The organism is Alsobacter sp. R-9 (genome assembly GCF_054612375.1).
The window spans coordinates 39,893-60,282 of record NZ_JBTSWJ010000013.1 but is presented as its reverse complement, the minus strand read 5'-3'; the positions used below and the strand labels follow the sequence as shown (position 1 = coordinate 60,282).

Annotated in this window: 17 protein-coding genes; 14 read left to right on the top strand and 3 right to left on the bottom strand. The window is 66.0% G+C overall.

Going from position 1 to position 20,390, the window contains the following annotated elements:
• The first annotated feature begins 293 nt into the window (after positions 1 to 293).
• The 4 genes from ACX9GQ_RS19450 (at position 294) to ACX9GQ_RS19435 (ending at position 6,931) form a co-directional block, all read left to right on the top strand.
• On the top strand, positions 294 to 1,628 hold the full coding sequence (locus ACX9GQ_RS19450; RefSeq protein ID WP_459631244.1) for a hypothetical protein: 1,335 nt from the start codon (positions 294 to 296) through the stop codon (positions 1,626 to 1,628).
• A gap of 195 nt (positions 1,629 to 1,823) precedes the next feature.
• Positions 1,824 to 3,623, top strand: a complete 1,800-nt coding sequence (locus tag ACX9GQ_RS19445) for a type I secretion system permease/ATPase (RefSeq protein WP_459631243.1) — start codon at positions 1,824 to 1,826, stop codon at positions 3,621 to 3,623.
• Between the two features lie 232 nt (positions 3,624 to 3,855).
• Entirely contained in the window at positions 3,856 to 5,076 is a 1,221-nt protein-coding gene (locus ACX9GQ_RS19440; protein WP_459631242.1) for a calcium-binding protein, read from the top strand.
• Positions 5,077 to 5,110: 34 nt separating this feature from the next.
• Positions 5,111 to 6,931: an HlyD family type I secretion periplasmic adaptor subunit gene (locus ACX9GQ_RS19435; RefSeq protein ID WP_459631241.1), complete on the top strand. Its 1,821-nt coding sequence runs from the start codon at positions 5,111 to 5,113 to the stop codon at positions 6,929 to 6,931.
• Between the two features lie 11 nt (positions 6,932 to 6,942).
• On the opposite strand, the gene ACX9GQ_RS19430 is transcribed toward ACX9GQ_RS19435, so the two are convergent.
• Both ACX9GQ_RS19430 and ACX9GQ_RS19425 read right to left on the bottom strand, forming a co-directional pair.
• Complete coding sequence (locus tag ACX9GQ_RS19430; protein WP_459631240.1) at positions 6,943 to 7,974, bottom strand: acyltransferase family protein; 1,032 nt, start codon at positions 7,972 to 7,974, stop codon at positions 6,943 to 6,945.
• 29 nt (positions 7,975 to 8,003) lie between these two features.
• Positions 8,004 to 8,900, bottom strand: coding sequence for an exostosin domain-containing protein (locus ACX9GQ_RS19425; protein ID WP_459631239.1), 897 nt, complete (start codon positions 8,898 to 8,900; stop codon positions 8,004 to 8,006).
• 247 nt (positions 8,901 to 9,147) lie between these two features.
• Here ACX9GQ_RS19425 and ACX9GQ_RS19420 point away from each other — a divergent pair, with 247 nt between their 5' ends.
• The 5 genes from ACX9GQ_RS19420 (at position 9,148) to ACX9GQ_RS19400 (ending at position 15,056) form a co-directional block, all read left to right on the top strand.
• Positions 9,148 to 10,893, top strand: a complete 1,746-nt coding sequence (locus tag ACX9GQ_RS19420) for a type I secretion system permease/ATPase (protein ID WP_459631238.1) — start codon at positions 9,148 to 9,150, stop codon at positions 10,891 to 10,893.
• Positions 10,890 to 12,650, top strand: a complete 1,761-nt coding sequence (locus ACX9GQ_RS19415) for an HlyD family type I secretion periplasmic adaptor subunit (protein ID WP_459631237.1) — start codon at positions 10,890 to 10,892, stop codon at positions 12,648 to 12,650. Before ACX9GQ_RS19420 ends, ACX9GQ_RS19415 begins: the two co-directional genes overlap by 4 nt.
• A 59-nt stretch (positions 12,651 to 12,709) precedes the next feature.
• On the top strand, positions 12,710 to 13,408 hold the full coding sequence (locus ACX9GQ_RS19410; RefSeq protein WP_459631236.1) for an O-methyltransferase: 699 nt from the start codon (positions 12,710 to 12,712) through the stop codon (positions 13,406 to 13,408).
• Positions 13,409 to 13,549: 141 nt separating this feature from the next.
• Positions 13,550 to 14,122, top strand: a complete 573-nt coding sequence (locus tag ACX9GQ_RS19405; RefSeq protein WP_459631341.1) for a DUF1190 domain-containing protein — start codon at positions 13,550 to 13,552, stop codon at positions 14,120 to 14,122.
• Between the two features lie 76 nt (positions 14,123 to 14,198).
• Entirely contained in the window at positions 14,199 to 15,056 is an 858-nt protein-coding gene (locus ACX9GQ_RS19400; RefSeq protein ID WP_459631235.1) for a metallophosphoesterase, read from the top strand.
• Positions 15,057 to 15,063: 7 nt separating this feature from the next.
• On the opposite strand, the gene ACX9GQ_RS19395 is transcribed toward ACX9GQ_RS19400, so the two are convergent.
• On the bottom strand, positions 15,064 to 15,801 hold the full coding sequence (locus tag ACX9GQ_RS19395; protein WP_459631234.1) for an FkbM family methyltransferase: 738 nt from the start codon (positions 15,799 to 15,801) through the stop codon (positions 15,064 to 15,066).
• Positions 15,802 to 15,935: 134 nt separating this feature from the next.
• Here ACX9GQ_RS19395 and ACX9GQ_RS19390 point away from each other — a divergent pair, with 134 nt between their 5' ends.
• The 5 genes from ACX9GQ_RS19390 to ACX9GQ_RS19370 all read left to right on the top strand — a co-directional run bounded on the left by ACX9GQ_RS19390 (position 15,936) and on the right by ACX9GQ_RS19370 (position 20,388).
• Positions 15,936 to 16,880, top strand: coding sequence for a UDP-glucuronic acid decarboxylase family protein (locus ACX9GQ_RS19390; protein ID WP_459631233.1), 945 nt, complete (start codon positions 15,936 to 15,938; stop codon positions 16,878 to 16,880).
• 392 nt (positions 16,881 to 17,272) lie between these two features.
• The gene (nusG, locus tag ACX9GQ_RS19385) at positions 17,273 to 17,749 is read left to right on the top strand and encodes a transcription termination/antitermination protein NusG (protein WP_459631232.1); all 477 of its coding nucleotides are present in this window, start codon (positions 17,273 to 17,275) and stop codon (positions 17,747 to 17,749) included.
• Between the two features lie 211 nt (positions 17,750 to 17,960).
• Positions 17,961 to 18,560: a polysaccharide biosynthesis/export family protein gene (locus tag ACX9GQ_RS19380; RefSeq protein ID WP_459631231.1), complete on the top strand. Its 600-nt coding sequence runs from the start codon at positions 17,961 to 17,963 to the stop codon at positions 18,558 to 18,560.
• Between the two features lie 2 nt (positions 18,561 to 18,562).
• Positions 18,563 to 19,969, top strand: coding sequence for an outer membrane beta-barrel protein (locus ACX9GQ_RS19375; RefSeq protein WP_459631230.1), 1,407 nt, complete (start codon positions 18,563 to 18,565; stop codon positions 19,967 to 19,969).
• A 98-nt stretch (positions 19,970 to 20,067) separates the two neighbouring features.
• A complete protein-coding gene (locus ACX9GQ_RS19370; RefSeq protein WP_459631229.1) occupies positions 20,068 to 20,388 on the top strand; it encodes a hypothetical protein in 321 nt (106 codons plus the stop codon).
• The last annotated feature ends 2 nt before the right edge of the window (positions 20,389 to 20,390 follow it).

Genomic DNA, 20,390 nt, shown 5'->3' with positions numbered 1-20,390 from the left:
CCTCTGCGCACCCGTCCGAACAGGGAGGAAGTCTAGCGCGCGAAGGTGAACCGCGCTTTAAGGGGCCGGAGGTCTCATTCCTGCAGGAACCTGCGCCGGGTGTTGAAAGACGATGCGATTTCGGGCGATCATGCTTAACGTTTTGCCTTATCCGATGGCCAGAGTCACTTAAAGCCGTCGGCAACCTGTCAGCGTTCTGTTCGTTTGGGCCGGATAGGATGCAGATGCGTGCAACCGCGGCTGGCCGGCCGGAACGGGTCCGCCGGAGGCCGCGAGGAAGAGGGCGCTCGGGAATGAAGAAGACGCTCAAGATCGCTGTGCTGCTGCTGGGGTCGGCAGCCCTGCTCTCCACCTCCTGGCAGGCCGGGCGCCTGTCGCTCGGCGATCACGCCTTCGCTGCCGGCAACGGTGGCGGAAACGGCAACGGTGGTGGAAACGGCAACGGTGGTGGAAACGGCAACGGCGGAGGAAACGGCAACGGCGGCGGGAACGGCAACGCTGGTGGCAATGGCGTCGGCGGCGGCGCCGCTTCGGCCGGCGGCATGGGGAACGGCGGCGGCCATTCCGGCGGCAACGGCATGGGCAACGGCTTCGGCCGCGGGGTTGGATCGGACGTCGCGGGCAGCGGCGGCGGCAACCGCGGCGGCGCATCGTCATCCGGCGGGCTCTTCGGCGCCATCGGCGACTTCCTGAACGGCAACGACAAGGCGAAGGGTCATGCCCGCGCCTCCGGTGGCCAGCGCGAGCACGGTACGCGGAGCGCGTCGCGCGAGACGGCCCGCGCCGGTTCGACACGCGAGACCACCACGCGGTCCTCGGCCCTCACGGGGGGCTCAAAGTCGCTGAGCACGCAGGAGCGGCGGGCCAGCAAGGCGACCGCGATGTTCGCGTCGCCCTCGCAGCTCGGCCGCCTCAACGCGTCTCACGCCTCGCTTCGGGCGATGGAGCGGGCGTCGCCCAACTCGGTCGTCGGCAAGCTCGGCGCCTATCGCGAGGCGATGCTCGCCGCGGCCACGGCCGGTGCCACGCTCGCCGCGGCGCAGGAAACGCTGGCCAAGGCCACCGAGGATCTCGCCAAGGCAAAGGCCGACCTCGACAAGGCCAAGGCGACCCTCGATGCCGAGAAGGCCAAGCTCGCGGCCGATTTCGCTGCCATCGAGAAGGCCCAGCAGGACATCGCTACAGCGAACGCCAAGATCGCGGAGCTGGAGGGGCAGATCGCGAGCCTTAATCCGACGACGGACGCGGCCAAGATCGCGGACCTGAACAAGCAGATCGACGCGCTCAACACGGAGATCTCGACGGCCGAGAAGTCGGCCGCCACAGCGCAGGCCAAGATCGACGGGGCGACCGCCTACCAGACCGCGCTCTCCGACTACGACAAGGCCGTCGCCACCGAGCAGAAGGCGACGGACCAGGTCGCCTCCGCCGAGAAGGCGATCGACACGGCAACGGAGCAACTGGCCGACAGCAAGATGACGGCGACCGAGTCCCTCGCGGCAGCCGCCAACAAGACGATCACCGAAGGCGTCGTCGCCCAGGTCAACGCCAACCTGGGGCTTGAGGCGGATGCCGATCTGACGTCCGAGATCGCGACGGGTGCCGAGGACCTGCGCACGGGCAACTGATCCGCTCAAGCGCCAGAAATCCAATAAGGGCGCCGGGCATCCCCGGCGCCCTTTTCCTTTCCCCTCCGCAGCAAAGCTTCGGAACGGACCGCACCACCAAGCGTTCCCCGCCTCGTTGTCATGACATCGGGGCGCGCCGTGCAGTCAGAGGACGGTCATCAGCCGGAACACCCGCTTCGCACGGCGTTCCGCAACATGCGGCCCGCACTGCGCGCCATCGCTGGGTTCAGCCTTTTCCTCAACCTTCTGGCCTTCGCCCCGGCGCTCTACCTGATGAGCGCGTTCGACCGCGTGCTCGCCTCGCGCAACGCCGTAACCTGGGCGTTCCTGACGCTTCTCCTGGCGATCATGGCGCTGGCCTACGCCGTTCTCACCAACCTGCGGACGCGGGCTCTCGTAAGGGTCGGCATCGCATTCGACCACGAGTTGAGCGACCGGCTCTTCAGGGCGGTGCAGGGGGCCATGCTGTCGCGCGGCACGGGGCAGAGCCCCGTGAGCCCGGTGCAGGCAATGCGCGACCTCGACACGATCCGCGACAACGTTTCGGGGCGTCTCGTCGTGGCGGCGGTCGACCTGCTCTTCGCGCCGCTGTTCCTGCTCGGCTGCGTGCTGCTGCATCCCTTCATCGGGGCGGCGACGCTGGTCGTCATGGCGCTTGTCGCCCTGTTCGGCTTCCTGATGAACGCACCGTCTGCGGCGTGGACGATGCGGGCGACAGCGGCGAGCCTCAGCGCCACGGACTTCGCCGGGACGATGCTGCGCAACGCCGAGGCGGTGCAGGCGCTCGGCATGACGGGCGCGTTACAGGCCCGCTGGAAGCGGCTGCGGGATGCCGGCCTCGGCTGGTCGGCAACATCGGCCGATGCCGGTGCGACGGCCGGGGTCGCACTGACCTTCGTGTCCTTCGCCGGCGCATCCTTGGTCTCCGCGGTGACCCTGCTTCTGGTCATCGAGAACATGGCGTCGGCGTCCGTCCTGTTCGGCGCCATGCTGCTGGCCGGACGCGCCATGCAGCCCATGGCGACGCTCGCCACCAACTGGAAGACCTTCGTCGTCACGCGCTACGCCTTCCAACGCCTTGACCGCCTTCTGGCGGAGGCGAAGCCGGACGAAGAGCGGCTGCCGCTGCCCGCGCCAAGCGGCCATGTGACGCTCGAGGGCGTGACGGTGCGGGCCGGACGAACGGACCGGATGCTTCTGGACCGAGTCTCGCTGACCCTTGCCCCCGGCGAGATCGCCGGCGTGGTGGGTCCGAGCGCCGCCGGCAAGTCCTGCCTCGCGCGCGTGGTGACCGGCGTCTGGCCGCCCACGGAAGGAGATGTCCGGCTCGACGGCCACGAACTGCGGCAGTGGCATCCGGACGAACTCGGCCGGCACATCGGATACCTGCCGCAGGACGTCGAGCTGTTCCCCGGCACGATCGCCGAGAACATCGCACGGTTCCGGGACGTCGACAGCAGCGAGATCCTGGAGGCGGCCCGCGTCGCCGGCGTCCACGCCCTCATCCAGGGGCTCGAGGACGGCTACAACACCCAGATCGGGGAGGGTGGGGCGCGCCTGTCCGGCGGTCAGCGCCAGCGCATCGCGTTGGCCCGCGCGGTCTTCGGCCGCCCGGCGGTCGTCGTGCTGGACGAACCCAACGCCAGCCTCGACGCCAAGGGCGAGGAGGGGCTCGTCGAGACCCTCAGGGCGCTGGCGGCGCAGGGGACCACGGTGCTGCTCGTCACCCACAAGGCGAACATCCTCTCGCACGTCCATCGCATCATCGTCATGGCCGAGGGGCGCGTGCAGGCGATGGGACCGCGGGACGAGGTCTTCGCGCACTTCGGGGCACCGAACGTGCGGCGGCTGCGCCCGGGGGAGGCACCCGCCGGAATTCGTCACGAACCCGCCGCTGCACCTGCCGGGCGGTCGTCGGGAGCAGGGGCGGCGGCATCGGACACGGTGGCGCCGGGCACACGGACCGCAAAGGCACCGCCCGTCTCGCCGCACTGAAGAAGAGCAAGAAGAGGCGCGCGAACGCCCAAGCACTGGGTCAGTCGTTGTGACGAAATTGCGGTGCGCAACACCTCGATGGCCTCGGCGACAAAATAAACATCGGTGACGCCGTGCGTTTTTCCGGAACGCCCCTCTCGGCAAGTCGTTCATGGCCAGTCGCCGCGGCAGCAACGGCGACATGGAGAGGCCGGAGGAGGTTCGGTCTCGACAGTCATGAAAAGGTGATGCAATGCCCTTGACCTATCAGTTCGACAATACCGGTCCGCTGGCCGACTTCGACGACATCCTGGGCCGCTACGGCACGGACTTCTCGACATCCCTCGAATCCGCGGTTCCGTCGCTGCCCGACACCGAGGGCAATGCCGGCAACGTCAGCCTGCAGGTGCTGGACACGGGCGGCGAGACCTTCGACGCCTCGTCCTTCGAGGGGGCGTATGTCACCGACACCGCCTCCGTTCCCGACGCAGCGCCGATCGTGGTGTTCGGTGAGGAGGCCGCGGCCGGCGGCGGCATCGGCGTCAACGTGGCCCTCAACGGGAATGTCGACCAGTTCATCGGGTTGACGAGCGAGGACGACACGCTCGCGATCAAGGCGTCGGGCAATGACGGCGACCTGGTGATCGACGCCGGCGACGGCGACGACACCGTCACCAGCGGCCGGGGCGACGACGCGATCTATGGCGGCAACGGCTACGACCTCATCCGCGGCGGCGCCGGCAACGACTGGATCGACGGCGGTGACGGCGACGACAAGCTCTTCGGCGGGCAGGGCGATGACGGCGTCATCGGCGGCTCCGGCGACGACAGCCTTTATGGCGGCACCGGCGACAACATGCTCGACGGCGGCGAGGGTGACGACGTCTTCCAGCTCAATGCCGGTCGGAACACCTCGAACATCGTGGATGGCGGCGACGGATTTGACGAAGCCTACATCTTCGGCCGGGCCGGCGGAGACTTCACGTTCGACGGGACGAGCTGGAGCAACGGCGAGGGCACCAGCTTCACCAACGTCGAGTACGCCGACGTCGGGCGCGACCTGCTGATCACCGCGGGTTCGGAAGGCGAGGCCACGGTCGCAGCCCTGTTCCAGGTGCTGACCGACCACGACCCGAGCGCTGACGAACTGCGGGACGCCTTCGCCTTCATGGGCGACGAGGACAACACGGCGAGCGACTTCGCCCAGCTCCTCGACGACAGCACCGGCGAGGCGGTGTCGGGCACCGACGACATCCGCAGCTACGTCGACGACCTGTTCGACAACGCCTTCGACCACAGCCACGGCGAGGGCGTGCCGGACAGCGCCTGGCTCGACACCTACGTCAACACCCTCGTCGAGGCCGGCGGGGAGACCCTGGTGAAGGCGGACATCGCGGCGGACTTCGCCTCGCAGGCGGTCGTGGAGGAGCACCTCCACATCGCCGTCGCCGGAGCGACCGAGGTCATGGCCTGACGAAGCGTCCGTACCGAGACAGGAAGCCCGGGGCATGCCCCCGGGCTTCCGCTTGCCGATCGCAGAACGAACCCATTCAACCGGGAGAGGGGTCCAGCCGATGAGCGCGCAACCCGCGGACCCCCGCGCCCCAGAGCAGCGCCCTGACAGGCCACAGCAGCCTGCAGACCTGTTGCGCGAAACCCGACGAGACCGGCGAGCGGCCGAAACCACAGCAGCAGGCCCGGCATCCGTCCCTCCACACCCGGATGATCCGTCCGCAGGGGCGCGCGTTGGCGGCGGTACGCCCTCGAACGCCCCGCTTACGGCTCCACGCCCTTCGTCTGCGCCCGCCAGGGCCCCGGCTTCAGCCCGCGATGGGGAGCGCCGGGTCCAGGACCCGCGCCCCGTGCCCAGCCAAGGGGTGCAGCCGCCGGTCGCCGCTCATCCAGGACGGCGTCCGCCTGTCGCGGCGCCAGCGCCGCCCTCCACCACAGCCCGACGCGCCGTCCCGACCCGGAGGCCCCACCTCTCGCCGCCGGCGCTTGCCCCGCGGACGCCTGCGCTGCCCTGGCTCGCGCCGCCTGCGCCTGCCGACTGGCGAAGCCTCGTCCTGCGGGCCTGGCTGGTCGTGGCGCTCCTGTTCGGCGCTGGCGGGCTCTGGCTCGTCACCGCCCGCCTCGACCAGGGCGCCATCGCGCCGGGCGTCGTCGAGGTCGCTTCGAACCGCAAGGTCGTCCAGCACCTGGAAGGCGGTATCGTCGCGGCGCTCGATGTCCGCGATGGCGACACGGTGGAGGAGGGCGCCACGCTGCTGCGCCTCGACGACACGCAGGCCGCCGCGCAGGTCGCCACCCTGCGGGTCCAGCTGGCAGCGGCACTTGCGGAGGAAGCGAGGCTCGTCGCCGAGCGCGACGAGGCGGAGGCGATCCGGTGGCCGCAGGCCGTCCTCTCGGTGAAGGACGACCCGGTCGTGGCCCGCGCCATGGCCGACCAGACGACGGCCTTCCGCGAGCGCCGGGGCAACATGACGGGGCAGCAGTCCATCTTCGAGGCGCGCATCCGCCAGCTCGGCGAGGTGATCGAGGGCACGCGCGGCGAGCGCACGGCGGGGGAGGAGCAGGTCGCCACGATCCGCCGCGAGCTCGAGGGCCTGAAGCAGCTCCTCGCCAAGAACCTCGTCCAGCTGCCCCGCGTGCTGTCGCTGGAGCGCGAGGAGGCGCGCCTCAAGGGTGTCGTGAACCGCGCCAGCGCCGACATCGCCCGCTACGAGCAGAGCATCGGCGAGGCCCGCATCCAGATCAGCCAGCTGCGCCAACAGATGCGCGAGCAGGTGAGCCGCGACCTGCCCGCCGCCCGCAAGGCCGCCGCCGAAGTGCGCGAGAAGCTCGCGGTGGCGCAGGACACGCTGCGCCGCGTCGTCATCACCGCCCCGCAGGCCGGCGTCGTCCAGGGCCTGCGCGTCTTCACTGTGGGCGGCGTCATCAAGCCCGGCGAGACGCTGATGGAGATCGTGCCCGCGGCCGACGACCTCGTCGTCCGCGCCAAGGTGAACCCGCTCGACGTCGACACCGTCCACGTCGGCCAGGAGGCCGAAATCCGCTTCCCCGCCTTCGCCACCCGCAAGCCCCCCCTCATCCTCGGCCGCGTCCGCGCGCTGAGCCGCGACCGCCTCCTCGACGAAACGGCCCAGAACGCCCCCTACTTCGCCGCCGAGATCACGGTGGATCGCAGCCAGATCCCCCAACCCTTCCGCGACGCCATCCAGGCAGGCATGCAGGGCGACGTCATCATTGCGACGGGGGAGAGGACCGCGTTGGCGTATCTGTTGGGACCGTTGATGAACCGACTGAGGTTCGGCATGCGCGAGCGGTGAAGGGGGTGGGCTTAGTTCCGCTTATCGCGCGTCGTCGGGAACAACCGATGCGACCATCGGATTGCAGGACGCTCGACGAGTCTCCAGAACAGTGCAGCGAAGATCAAGCAGACCGCGATTGCCACGGCCGATAGCAGGAGATGGAATAACGGTCCGTCCCCGAAACGCCGTCCAAGGTTCACGACGCGCCCCCCGACCGGGACATGCGTCAGATAGAGCGAATACGAGATCAGTCCGGCCTTGAGACCCATCTCCCTCGCCGGTGACGGAAGGCGACAACCCCGAAGAAAATGGATCATGAGCGCTGCGGCCGCGCCAACCGAAGCCTGAATGAGACTGGCATTCACCGACAAAACAACGGTAACGCCGACGAGGCTGAGCCAAAGAAGGACATTCTCCCGGCCTTCGTCGATGGAAAGCCGGAACACAAGGCCGCCGAGCAAGAAGTAGAGCACGTAAGTCGAGAGCCCTGCAGACGTGGCCGCGGCGAGCGTGATCGCGACCGCGCAGAAAGCGAGGGTCTGATTCCGGCGACCGATCACCGGGAAGGCAATCGCCACGAAAAGGTAGAAACAGAATTCATACGCTAGTGTCCAGTAGACCGGCTGCAACCACGGCTGGTCGAAAACCGGGGCAAGGTAAAGCAAATGGGACAGGATCTGGCCGGGCTGGATGGAAACAGGAGTTCCTGCGAAGCCCGGTGCGGCTGCTGAAGCGAAGCCGAGCAGAACTACGAGGCCTATGCTCACGAAGTACGGAGGTTCCAGGCGGCACAATCGACGGCCGAGAAAGGACGGCGCATCCCTCAGTTGGTACGAGCCGTATCCGGTCCTGATCGACGTCGGGACGATGAAGCCCGAGATCACAAAGAAGATCTCGACGCCGAGAAAGCCATAGGCCCCGCTCATTTGAACCGGCCCGGGCGGATACGTATTGGTCATGTGAAACCAAGCGACCGATAGGGCCGCGGCGCCGCGCAGGTAGTCGACGATCTCGATGCGCTGTTGGCGATTGATTGCAGCAACTCGCGGCGATGTTGTCATACTCGATTAGGCGTGCAGCTATCCCACGCTCATCTGAGCATATTCCGCATGGATGTATAGACGTGCCGACGCCAGTCGCAGCTGATGAGGCGCCGTGTCAGCGGCCCCCCACCGCTGAACTCGCTGGCCAAGGCGAGGGGAAGACGATCAAAGAACACCTTGCTCCTGAAATAGCTGTCGAAGACTCTCTTGGCGGTCGCGCCCAGTTGCCGGGCCTCGCTTCTTCGGGCGCCCAGGATATTTGGGATTCTGGCAATATCGGCCTCGTGAATCCTCACCGAGAAGTCCTGCCAGTTGCCGACGGGCGGAGGCGCCCAATCATGACCGATGACGACCGGCGCACGGCCGCACGCCATGGCTTCGAAGATGCGGATGCTCGACCGGCCGAAGCCTCTTGGGCACAGGACGAAGTCACTGTTCAGGAGCGACTGCCTGTAGGTGTCGCGACGATCGAAGTTCGGGAAGAAACTTGGCGCATCGGCGACGTCGACGCACGGAGTTTCGTCTGTATGCAGCGCGGCAATATCTCTCCGGATCGGATGGGTGGCCACGCGACCCAGGAAGGAGAAGAGGTATCGTGATTTGCTGTGTTCCGTATCGGGCCATGCTTCTGCGTCGCACGCGGACAGATAGGACCACCCCGTGGCGCCGGCCATGAGGGACACGGGTCGCATGGACGGATAGGTCCCCGGAAAGACGGGCAAGGGCCAGTCGGATTCAATGTGCGCGACGATGGGCGGCTTGAACTGACGGCGGAGCTGCAACGCGTCTGCAAAAGAGAGGTACGCATCATCGACGACAAGGATGACGTCGGCCTTTTCAACATCACTCAGCACGAGGGCACTGCTTTGGCTCAGGACGGCCAAAGCTCTGGCGAGAATGGGTTTTTTGTCCCCCGCGATCGTCGTTGGATAAACGCGAAGCATCAACGGTCAGTCTGGTCCATGCCGGCAGTCCTTCAGAATGGACTCAACGTAACAACAGATCCGAAGGAGCTCCACCTGCTAACCACAACCGCATGACCTTGCGCGGTAAGGTTGCATTAACGACGTCGCTGGGCGAAAACCAGAGGCCGTCGTGCGGACGGGTGCGTGATGAAATGGATGGGGATCTGTGATGGCGTTCGACTCGCGCACCATTCCGTCGCGTAGTCGACCCCGCCATCCTGCGTCCTTGATTCACAAGACGGCTGCCCCCGCCCTCGCGGTCGTCTTCGTACTCAGTTTCTTCATCAACCTCTCCGTCCTCGTCTCTCCCCTCTACATGCAGAACATCTTCGATCGTGTTCTGCAGACGCATCATGGTGAGACGCTCGTCTGGCTCACGGTCGTCGTGATGGCCATCCTGCTGGTCATCGGCGTCCTCGAGGCGCTTCGTGGGCTCGTGCTCGCGCGCATCGGGCGGTGGTGGGACGAGACGCTGCGGGAGGATGTTCTTTCAGCAGCGGTGGAGAGCACGCGGCGGACCGGCATTCCGACGACAGGTGTCGTGCAGGACCTCGCCACGGTCCGCAACTTCGCCGGATCCAGCGCAGCGCTGCCGTTCTTCGATGCGCCGTGGATGCCCCTGTTTCTCGGCGTCATCGCGCTGATCCATCCGTTGCTCGGCCTCATCGCGCTGCTGGCTGCGCTGACGCTCGTCGGGCTCGCCTTCGTCATGGACCGCGGGTCGCGGGCCCTGCAGGCGACGGCGGCCGACGAGGGGCAGCGCTCCACGGCCTTCGCGGCCTCGATGATCCGCCACGGCGACACCGTGTTCGGGATGGGGATGCTGTGGAACCTGCTCGATCGGTACAAGGCCCTGCAGCAACCGGTCGTGCAGGCGACTCAGAGAGCGGCGGACTACGCGGCTGGCATCACCGGCCTCACCAAGTTCGTCCGGCTCGGCATCCAGATCTTCCTGCTGGGCGTGGGCGCGTGGCTTGCCATCAACAACCAGGTCACCTCGGGCGGCATGATTGCGGCGTCGATCATCCTGGGGCGGGCGCTGGCGCCGGCCGAGCAGGCGCTCGGCGCGTGGCGCAACTTCAGCCAGGCCCGCGCAGCCCATCGACGCCTGGTCCTTTTGCTCGAAGCAGTGCCACCGCCAGCGGAAACGATGAAGCTGCCGGCCCCGCAGGGAGACCTGGAGGTCGAGAACGTCATCTTCGTGCTGCCCGGGCAGGAGCGTCCCGTGCTGCGGCAGGTGTCGTTCAAGGTGCCCGCCGGGCAGACCCTGGCCCTGATCGGCCCCTCCGCCTCCGGCAAGAGCACGCTCTGCCGCCTGCTGGTCGGCAGCTGGCTGCCCTCCCAGGGGCAGGTGCGGCTCGACGGCGCCGCGGTGTCGTCCATCAATCGCGCGCAGGCCGCACGCTACGTCGGGTATATGGCCCAGTCGGTCGAACTGTTCGCCGGCACGGTGAAGGACAACATCGCCCGCTTCAACGAGGCACGTGACGAGGACGTGGTGGCGGCCGCGCGATTGGCGGGGTGCCACGACATGATCCTGCGTCTGCCCAAGGGGTACGAGACCGAGATCGGGGAGGGAGGGTCCTACCTCTCCGGCGGGCAGCGCCAGCGCATCGGCCTCGCCAGGGCCGTGTTTGGCGATCCGCGGCTCGTCGTGCTCGACGAGCCGAATTCGAACCTCGACAGCGACGGCGAGCAGGCCCTGCTGCGTACATTGGAGGCGCTGCGCCAGCGCGGGGTCACCGTTGTCATCGTCAGCCACCGCGCCGCCGCCCTGAAGGCCGCCGACTACATCGGCGTGTTCCGCGAGGGGGCGCTCGAGCGCTTCGGCGAGCGCGAGGCCATCACGCGCGAGTTGCGCGGCGCGACGGGACCCCGCCAGCCCCAGGCTGAGCGTCCGGCGGCGCTGCGGCCCGGGCCTGCGTCGAACGACACCGCGCCGCCCGCGGCCACGGCAGAGGCGTTGTCATGAACGAGCGTCCGGCCAACCTGATCCCGGCTATCGACCCCGAGCGGGCCGCGGACCTGCTGCGTCGCCTGAAGGAAGCCAAGGCCCAGCTCGACCCGACTTCGCCCCAGGCGGAACGCGTGCTGGAGGCCCTCGCGCGCCTCGCGGTGATCGAGCGCGAGGGGACTCTCAAGGCGCGGACCGACGACGAAGAGCCGTCGCTTCCGCCGCAGGAGGCGGCCCGGGCACCTCGCCACGAGCGGCCGCGCCTTCCACCGGTCGCCGAACAGGACGACGTGGCGCCGGCTGCGGACGATCATGCATCGGCAGCGCCCCCGGATCGCGTTGATGGCGCAGGCTCGTCTGGGGTCACCAAGCCCGTGGCGGATCGGCTCGCCCCGCTGCGCCGGCTGCTGGAGACCGTTCGGGCGGAGCCGGCCGACGATCCGACGGCGCGTGCGGCGCCGGCCGACAGCCCCGAGGCGCGCGCGAGGCTGCTGGCGATGATCAAGCCGACCGCCATCGCCGGCCTGTCGCTGATCGGGATCGCCTTCGGCGTCTTTGGCGTCTGGGCGGCGGTCGCCCCGCTCTCGGGGGCCGCGATCGCGACCGGGGTTGTGAGCCCCGACTCGAGCCGCAAGACGATCCAGCATCTCGAAGGCGGCATCATCAAGGAGATCCTCGTCCGCGAGGGCGACCAGGTGGCCGCGGGCCAGACCCTCTACAAGCTCGAGGTGACGCAGGCCCAGGCGAGCTATGGCAGCAAGCGTGAGCAGTGGCTGCGGTTGCTGGCGACGCGCACCCGGCTGGAGGCTCACGCGCAGGACGCCGCCCGGATGACGCTGCCGGCGGAGCTGGCAGAGCCGGACAGTGCCGACCTGAAGGCCTTCGTCGAGAACCAGGTGCAGCTCTTCGAGCTTCGCCGGCGCGGCCTCGAGGAGCGCGAGAACATCCTCCAGCAGCAGCTGCGCCAGCTTGAGGAGCAGGCGAGGGGCAAGGCGCTCGAGAACGAAGGCTTGGACCTGCAGCTGAAGCTGCTGGAGGAGGAAGCGGAGGACAAGGCGACTCTCATCCGCCAGAAGTTGGCGCGCAAGCCGGAGTACCTCGCGGTCCAGCGCACCATCGCCGAGGTAAAGGCGCGGATGGGTTCGAACATTGCCACCATCGGCTCGTTCAACGAGCGCATGGGCGAGATCCGGCTGCAGATCAACTCCAACCGCACGCAGTTCCGTGACCAGAACGCGGAGATGCTGACGAAGGCAAATAACGACATCGCCCAGGTCGAGGAGTCCCTTGTCGCCTCGCAGGACATCCTGCGCCGCACGGAGATCGTGGCGCCGGCCGCCGGCACGGTGCTGAACATGCGGTTCAGGACCGTCGGCGGCGTCATCCGCCCCGGTGAACCCGTCGTCGATCTCGTGCCTAAGGAAGACGTCCTGATCGTCGACGCTCGCCTGCCGGCGACGGACATCGACGTCGTCCGGACCGGCCTGCCGGCGCTGGTCCACCTGGTGCCCTACCTCACTCGCGACACGCCGATGCTAGAGGCGGTGGTGACCCACGTCTCGGCCGACAGCAACGTCGACCAGCAGTCAGGCCAGCGCTTCTACGAACTGAAGGTCAAGGTCGACAAGAGCAAGCTCGACCGCCTGACGCATCCCGTGGAACTGAGCCCCGGCATGCCGGTGGAGGTGTTTGTGAGGACACGGGACCGGACCGCTTTGGGGTATATGGTCGAGCCGCTGACCCGCTCGATCCGGCGGGCGTTCCGGGAAGATTGAGGGATGGCCGATGGGGTCTGCTCCGACTGTCGACCCGTTGGCCAGAATGATGAGATCTGATGCTTCACAACGCGTTCAACATCATCAAGCGCCATACTCATCCACGTGTTGCGCGGTTCATGAGACGCTGGGCCACGGCGTTTGTGACGCCTGTTCGATTTAGTGTGCTTCGAGGTCACGCCCGGTCGTCGCTCGCCGAGCTCGCGGTGGACCGGAGAGGTGCACCATTACCATGGTACACTTATCCTGCGATCGATTTCCTGGATGCGCGAAACTTCAGCGGCCGTTCCGTCCTTGAATTTGGGGGTGGCCAGTCCACCCTGTGGTGGCAAGAACGGGCCGAGCGTGTTGTCACGATAGAGGGGGATGAAGCCTGGGCAGGCCAACTGCAAGCGAGATCGACAGGCAAGGTAACGGTCCTCCATGTTCCGGTCGACGAGGAAAGGCGCGACATTAGCGCGGTTATTGAGGCCATCAGCCAAACCGGACACGAAACATTTGATCTTGTCGTCATTGACGGTCATCTGAGGGAGGAACTGGCGCGAATTGCGACGCGCTACCTGAAGCGCGATGGCGCCGTCATTATGGACAATTCGGAAGGCTATGAGTTTTTCGAAGCCACACGTAAGTCTGGCATGCTCCGCGCAGATTTTTATGGATTCGCTCCCGGAGTGTCACTTCAGCATTGCACGTCAATACTGTTCAACCCGGCTTGCTTCCTGTTCGATGTGGCCATTGAAATAAGGAAAATCGATTGAGAGGCCTAAGGAAAAACGCCGTTCGCAGCAAGCGTGGGGCTCGTCACCCTTGTCAGGCGGATCAAGGCGCGGGCTTTGGTGCTAAGAATGCTTAGGCCACGTCGATTGTGGATGCTGTCAGTCGGGCCAGTCTTGCTGCACATGTTGTTGTGGCCCTCCTTCGTTCGGGCCCAGTCCATTGAGGTCGGCTCTCGCTCCGCTTGCGAACAGTCAGGGCGTCTCCCGCAGGCAGAATGCGACAATGCGTTTCTCAACGCCCAAGCGGAGTGGGACGAGGGAACGCCGCGCTTTAGCAAGCGTGCTGACTGCGAGAAGCGCTTTGGCAGGTGCCAGATCGCCAGCATCAACAGGGGAAAGCCGTCATTTCAGCCAGCGATGAGCAAGGTTCGCATCACTGACCGCGGCAGCAACAGGACGGTGGTCCCGGTTCCGCCGCGCGGCATGCAGGGCCTCGTCCGCTTTTCGGAGCGCAGCATCCTGCAGCGGCGGACGGAGCGATCGGACCGCAAACAGCAGGAGGCGCAGCGTCGTTTCGAGGCGGCGTGGGGTGCCGCGGATGCCGCAGGCCAGCCGGAAGGGTTGGAGGGCGGCGCGGACTGGAACGGGTTTGCCGCGGAGAAGCCGGAGCCTTTCGATCCGAACTGGCAGAAGCAGGAGGGTGTCCGCACCTACCCGGGGCCAAAGGCTCGTCAGAAGGCCGCTCCGCCGCCTTGATCGTCCTTTACTTGGTTGCTGGCCTCGCGTAGGCGCAGGAGCGGCTTCTGGGCGTGGAGGCGGCACGGGCGGACGGATGCCACTGGGTTTCATCAACCGGTTGAAGGAACGGTGGCAGGGTTCTGGAGAGCCTCAAGAGCGTCCGCGTGCGGGCTTGCCGCCGGGCATTCGCATCTATGCCATCGGCGACGTCCATGGTCGCGCAGATCTCCTAGAACGCATGGCCGGGCTCGTGGAGCGCGACCTTGCCGAGTTTCCCCTCCCGTCGACGGGACAGGCGGCGGATCGGTCAGGCGGATTTCACGGAGCCGACGGCGGCATGCGAGGGATCGTATCGATCTTCCTCGGCGACTACATCGATCGAGGGCCCGATTCCGCGCAGGTGCTCGAGCGCCTCGCCGTCGGCGCCTGGCCCACTCCCATAATCTCCTTGCTGGGCAACCACGAGGTCATGGCGTTCGATTTTCTGGCCGATCCAGCGATCCTGCCGGTCTGGCGGGCCGTGGGCGGCCTCGCAACACTTGCGTCCTATGGGGTCGACGTCTCGGCGGCGATGTCGGCCCAGCCGTCGCCGGAAGCGATTGGAGCCCTGCAGCAGGCGTTCGAGGCGCGACTGCCCGAGCATCATCGCAGCTTCCTGAAAGATCGCGCGCTCCGGTCTTTCACGATCGGCGACTACTTCTTTTGCCATGCTGGAGTACGCCCCGGCGTGCCGCTCGATCGCCAGGACCCGTTCGACCTGATGACGATCCGCGATCCCTTCCTGTCGAGCACCGCCGACTTTGGAAAGATCGTCGTGCACGGGCACACACCACACGAAACGCCGGTGTTTCGCTCCAACCGGATCGGGATCGACACGGGTGCTTATGCGACGGGTGTGCTGACGGCGCTTGTTCTGGACAACACTTCCATTCGCACTCTGTCCACAGGATGAGGCGCGGCTATGTCCAGCGCCGGTCGGCAGCGAGATGCGAATCTCTCCTGACGAAGAGGATGTCGCCTTGGTGGAGGCGGTTGTCACGCTGGCGTGCCGCGAGCGCGACAATGTCGTGAAGCTCGAAACCGTGATCGGCGAGCCAACCCACGAGTTCCCCGACGTGCGGCTCGTCACCGACACTGTAGAACGAAACTTCGGACAGGATAACTTCGATGCGGGACAAGACGGCGCGAGCGCCCTTGAGCGCCTCGATTTCATGCCCCTGCAAGTCCAGTTTCAGGAACGATCCCGGTTCGATGTCTGCTCCACCCCGAAACAGGGTATCGAGTGTCTGCATTTGGACCTGGACGGTGGTGCCATCGGTGCGCGCATCGTCAGGTCGAACGACTTGGGCACCTGTCGATGTCCCTGCGTCATCCGTTCGCATCGATACCAGCCCCGATCCGGCCCCGAGTGCGACGGCGTGAATGCGCACGCGGTCAGTTGCAGCGAGTGCGGCCAGAGCCGGCCGACATCCAGGCTGCGGTTCGATCAACTCGAAGCGGGCGTTGGGAAAGTGCCGTCGGGCCAAGCGGGTAAACTCGCCGACGTTCGCTCCGCCATCGATGATGGTTGGGGGCCGATATCCGCGGTCCTTCATGGACTGAAGCGTCTCGCTTTGCGCGTTGAAGCGATTGAGATGGGTCCGGCGTACGACGCGGTACGGCGTGAACGCCAAGAGTTTCTTCAGTATGGCCTTCATTTCGTGTCCAGCACGCCCTCGCCAGGCTGGCGGGGAACTCCGCCGATCGTCCGGCAATTATCGTTTGTTATTTCGGCTCATGCATCCCTTAATGCGGCGCGCATCGGGCGTGGTGGGTTTCTGACGGAGTGGGCATGAAGAGTGGTCGCAAGACCGCCCTCGTCACGGGGGGCGCGGGGTTTCTCGGGTCGCATCTTTGCGAGCGGTTGTTGGGGCAGGGCAAGAGCGTCGTCTGCGTCGACAATTATTTCACCGGCAGCAGGCAGAACATTGCGCACCTCGTGGGAAATCCCTATTTCGAGACGCTGCGCCACGACGTGACGTTCCCGCTCTACGTCGAGGTGGACGAGATCTGGAATCTTGCGTGCCCGGCCTCTCCGATCCACTACCAGTTCGACCCCGTGCAGACGACCAAGGTCAGCGTCATCGGCGCGATCAACATGCTGGGCCTCGCCAAGCGTGTGAAGTGCCGGATCCTGCAGGCCTCGACGAGCGAGGTGTACGGGGACCCGACCGTCCACCCGCAGCCTGAGAGCTACTGGGGCCACGTGAACCCGATCGGCCCGCGGGCCTGCTACGACGAGGGCAAGCGTTGCGCCGAGACGCTGTTCTTCGACTACCGGCGACAGCACAACCTGCCCATCAAGGTGGTGCGGATCTTCAACACCTACGGCCCGCGGATGCGTCCCGACGACGGACGGGTGGTCTCCAACTTCATCATGCAGGCCCTGCGCGGCGAGCCCATCACCGTCTACGGGCAGGGACAGCAGACGCGGTCCTTCTGCTATGTCGATGACCTTATCGAGGCCATGCTGCGCATGATGGACACGCCCGACGACTTCCCCGGGCCCGTCAACATCGGCAATCCGGGCGAGTTCACGATCCTGCAACTGGCGGAGACCGTGATCCGCCTCACCGGGTCCCGTTCGAGGATCGTGTTCGAGCCCCTGCCGAAGGACGATCCGCAGCAGCGCCAGCCCGACATCGCCCAGGCGCGCGCGGTAATGGGGTGGCAGCCGGAGATTCCGCTGGAGGAGGGGCTCCAGCGCACCATCGCCTACTTCAAGGCCATGTTCTGACGGCGATGGCGACGCGATCGTTGTAGACGCACAACTGAATGCGGGCGCACTGTAGAGATCAATCGATATTGAGTAGAGAAAATCTCTTTGTCTTGTGCGGACTCTTAAGGCTGTTGTAATCGTGCTTAATAGTCTGAGCGCTAACCAATCTGCGCGAAGCGGAAATGAATTCGTGAACAAATCGTTGACAAAACGTCTCGTCCATTGCTAGGAGTGAAACCAGAAGTTGAGCTATTTCGGCTTCGCTGTCGCTTGGCGTCGACTTGACGGTGCTCATTGTGGTTCGGTGCGTGGACGTGGGGATGACGTTGGTCGAGGGCGGGGCGTCTCCCAATGAGCGACGGCACGGTGGTCAGCGAGATCGGCAGGCCGATGCCAGGCGATGGTACCTCGTGTTCACCGCTCCCCGTCAGGAGGAGCGCGCGCGCCTGAACCTTGAGCGGCAGGGTTTCAGTCCGTTCCTGCCGCAGATCGACCGGAGCGTGCGTCATGCGCGCCGCATCTCGACGGTCCGCAGCGCGCTGTTTCCTCGCTATCTCTTTGTTTCGCTGGACCTCGGGGTGGAGCGCTGGCTCAGCATCCGGGGCACGTTCGGCGTCAGCAGCCTCTACATGGCGGGCGGATTGCCCGCTCCGGTGCCGCATGGTGTCGTCGAGTCCCTGCAGGCCTCCCTCGGCAACACCGGCTCCATTAATCTCGATTCCGGCCTCGAGGTCGGCAGCGAGGTGAGGGTACTCCGGGGGCCTTTCACCGACCTTGTCGGGATCCTCTCCCGCCTCGACGACAACGGCCGCGTCCGGGTCCTCCTCGACATCATGGGCACGCGGACCCCGGTGACGCTGCCCCGCAACGCGTTGATGCCGGCCTGAACATGGCATCGCGCCGGTTGGCGCGCGGCCTCGACGAACCGCGGACGGGTGGATTCACCCGAATGGCGGTAGCATGCCTGAATCAATCGTGACCCGATTGCCGCACAAGGTTAAAACGATTGAGCATAAATCTGCTCAAGGGTTGCATCATTTTGGATGCTCCGATTGTGTTGGCATGCGCATGAACGGGTGTGAGGGCAGGGCATAGTCCATGGTGCTGCGTAAGCTCTGGCGCCGCCTCGTCGAGGTCGGTCTGGTGGTGGGCCTCGGCGTCTCCCTCGCTGCGTGCGAGACGACCGATCCCTATGTCGCTGCCGCGAACTCAGGCCAGGCGGCCGCGCCCGAGCAGTATCCCGAGATCAAGCTGTCCCCGGGCGATCGCCTGCGGGTCACGGTCTTCGGCGAGGACAAGCTGTCAGGCGACTTCGACCTCGACCTGAATGGCAACATCTCGCTGCCGCTCGCCGGGACGGTCAACCTCGCGGGACAGACGAAGCAGCAGGCGGAGGTGACGCTCGCGCGCAAGTTGCGCGGCGAGTACCTGAAGAGCCCCAAGGTCACCGTCGACGTCAGCAGTTTCCGCCCGTTCTACGTCATCGGCCAGGTCGAGCGTCCCGGCGAGTTTCCCTACAAGAACCGCTTGAACATCATCTCGGCCCTGGCCGTCGCCGGCGGACCGACGTTCCGCGCCAGCAAGTCGAAGGTCTACATCCAGCGAGGCGGCGTGGGCACGTTCGAGGAGGTCGAACTGTCGCCGACCGTCCCGGTCTTCCCTGGTGACGTGATCCGCGTTCCGGAGCGGTATTTCTGAGCATGGCCAATCGCCTGCGCACACTTGTTCACTTCGTGCCGGCGCTGGCCGCCGGTGCGGTGATCCTGGCGTGTGCAGACGAAGCCTCACTGGCACAGGGACGGGGAAATCGCGACTACGGCCCCATCCAGTGGGGCGACTGGCTGGTGACGCCGACCGTCAACTTCGGCGCGATCTACAACGACAACGTGTTCTCGTCCGCGACCGACAAGATCGGCCGGCTCGGCACGACGTTTGGCGGCTCTGCCTACGCCTCGCGTGTGGACGGTCTCTCCCAGACGCAGGTCTACATCAACGGTCGGGCCGACATCTATCCGTCCGAGACCAAGGCCAACGCCTACACCGGGGCCATCGGTGCCACGCATGCGCGGGAGTTCGGCCAGGACCTGCTGTTCAACGGCGGTCTCGAGATCGCCCGCATCCAGAACAGCCTCCAGGCGCAGACGCTGAACGCCAACAACGTCTTCGACCTGTCGAACACGAACTACACGCAGTTCCAGACGCAGGCTTCGCTGAAGAAAACCTTCAACCGCTTCTTCCTCGAGGGCGGCGGCAGCTTCGTCACGCAGTTCTACGACGAGAACAACCCGCAGACCGGCAATCTCAATGGCTGGTCGGCAAGGGCCCGGGTGCGGGCCGGCTACCAGGTGGCGCCGCTCGTCTCGGTGTTCGTCGAACCGTCCGTCAACTGGCAGCGCTACGACAACAGCTTTTACGACACGGACGGCTATCAGATCGTGGGTGGCCTGTCGTTCCCGCGGCTCAGCCTGTTCACGGGCGAGGTCTACGCTGGGTACATGTGGCAGCGGTACCCCAATGCGGGCGGCGAAACGCAGGGCGCACCGACGGTCGGCGGAAGCGTGTCGTGGCTGCCGACGCCGGACATCACCGTGACGCTCGGGGTCACGCAGAGCTTTGGCATCAACGGTCCGACTCAGGGGACACCGTTCTCGGTCCTCAATTCCATTCCCGGCGCCTCGCCGGCGGGAGATGCCCTCGTCAGCGTGGTGCCCGCCACTGCAAACCCCACGGCTACCGCCAACGGGCAGGCGACACGACTGTCCAACAACCTGATCGGCCTCGTCTCCGGTGCATCGACGCCCCAGCAGCTTCTGTCCTCGAACGGGTCCGGGACGAAGACCACGGTCGTGACGCTCGGCGGCACTTATGCGGCGACGCAGGCGATGTCGCTGGGGACCACGTTCGCCTGGCAGAACCAGTCAGCCTCGGCCACGCTCGCGACCTCGCCTAACAGCGACGTCTACATGGCGCGGGCCAACGTTGATTATTCGCTGACCGCTAACTGGGGCATCAGCGCCACTTATGCCTTCTCCCGCGTGCTCTACGACACACCCGGGCTAAGCTACAGCCAGAACGTGGTAACGCTGGGCGTCAACGGCCGGCTGTGAATTTTCACTGGCATTTTGAGCCAGGCTCGCTTAACGTGTTAAAGAGTGATTCACCACTAAACAGGGGACGGCCGATGTCTTTTCGGAACGCCGGACTGATGATCGGAGCTCTGGCAGTGACGGCTGTCGGGCTGATGGCTTCTGCGCAGGCAGAAGATCGCCGGTTGTCGTTCCTCGGCCGGACGTCCCAGTCATCGTATGACAAGTGCGATGACGACTACCGCGGCTGGAGCGGCGATGATCGCAGCAGGTCCGGCTATAAGCCGCGGTGCGTGAGCAAGGTACGTTGCGACAACGGTTGGGGCAACGGCGCCGACTGCACGAACCCCGGCAGCCCGAAGGGCAATGACCGGGAGCGCGAGTCCAAGACGACGCAGTCGGGCACGAACGGCAACGGTAACACGCAGACCGAACGCTGACG

Bases quoted from the DNA above. Each gene is read 5' to 3' on its own strand.
- ACX9GQ_RS19405 (WP_459631341.1), top strand. From the start codon at position 13,550: ATGTTGTTGTGGCCCTCCTTCGTTCGGGCCCAGTCCATTGAGGTCGGC.
- ACX9GQ_RS19435 (WP_459631241.1), top strand. From the start codon at position 5,111: ATGCCCCCGGGCTTCCGCTTGCCGATCGCAGAACGAACCCATTCAACC.
- ACX9GQ_RS19400 (WP_459631235.1), top strand. From the start codon at position 14,199: ATGCCACTGGGTTTCATCAACCGGTTGAAGGAACGGTGGCAGGGTTCT.
- ACX9GQ_RS19370 (WP_459631229.1), top strand. From the start codon at position 20,068: ATGATCGGAGCTCTGGCAGTGACGGCTGTCGGGCTGATGGCTTCTGCG.
- ACX9GQ_RS19415 (WP_459631237.1), top strand. From the start codon at position 10,890: ATGAACGAGCGTCCGGCCAACCTGATCCCGGCTATCGACCCCGAGCGG.
- ACX9GQ_RS19430 (WP_459631240.1), bottom strand. From the start codon at position 7,974: ATGACAACATCGCCGCGAGTTGCTGCAATCAATCGCCAACAGCGCATC.
- ACX9GQ_RS19450 (WP_459631244.1), top strand. From the start codon at position 294: ATGAAGAAGACGCTCAAGATCGCTGTGCTGCTGCTGGGGTCGGCAGCC.
- ACX9GQ_RS19375 (WP_459631230.1), top strand. From the start codon at position 18,563: ATGGCCAATCGCCTGCGCACACTTGTTCACTTCGTGCCGGCGCTGGCC.
- ACX9GQ_RS19410 (WP_459631236.1), top strand. From the start codon at position 12,710: ATGCTTCACAACGCGTTCAACATCATCAAGCGCCATACTCATCCACGT.
- ACX9GQ_RS19380 (WP_459631231.1), top strand. From the start codon at position 17,961: ATGGTGCTGCGTAAGCTCTGGCGCCGCCTCGTCGAGGTCGGTCTGGTG.
- ACX9GQ_RS19440 (WP_459631242.1), top strand. From the start codon at position 3,856: ATGCCCTTGACCTATCAGTTCGACAATACCGGTCCGCTGGCCGACTTC.
- ACX9GQ_RS19390 (WP_459631233.1), top strand. From the start codon at position 15,936: ATGAAGAGTGGTCGCAAGACCGCCCTCGTCACGGGGGGCGCGGGGTTT.
- ACX9GQ_RS19445 (WP_459631243.1), top strand. From the start codon at position 1,824: ATGCGGCCCGCACTGCGCGCCATCGCTGGGTTCAGCCTTTTCCTCAAC.
- ACX9GQ_RS19395 (WP_459631234.1), bottom strand. From the start codon at position 15,801: ATGAAGGCCATACTGAAGAAACTCTTGGCGTTCACGCCGTACCGCGTC.
- ACX9GQ_RS19425 (WP_459631239.1), bottom strand. From the start codon at position 8,900: ATGCTTCGCGTTTATCCAACGACGATCGCGGGGGACAAAAAACCCATT.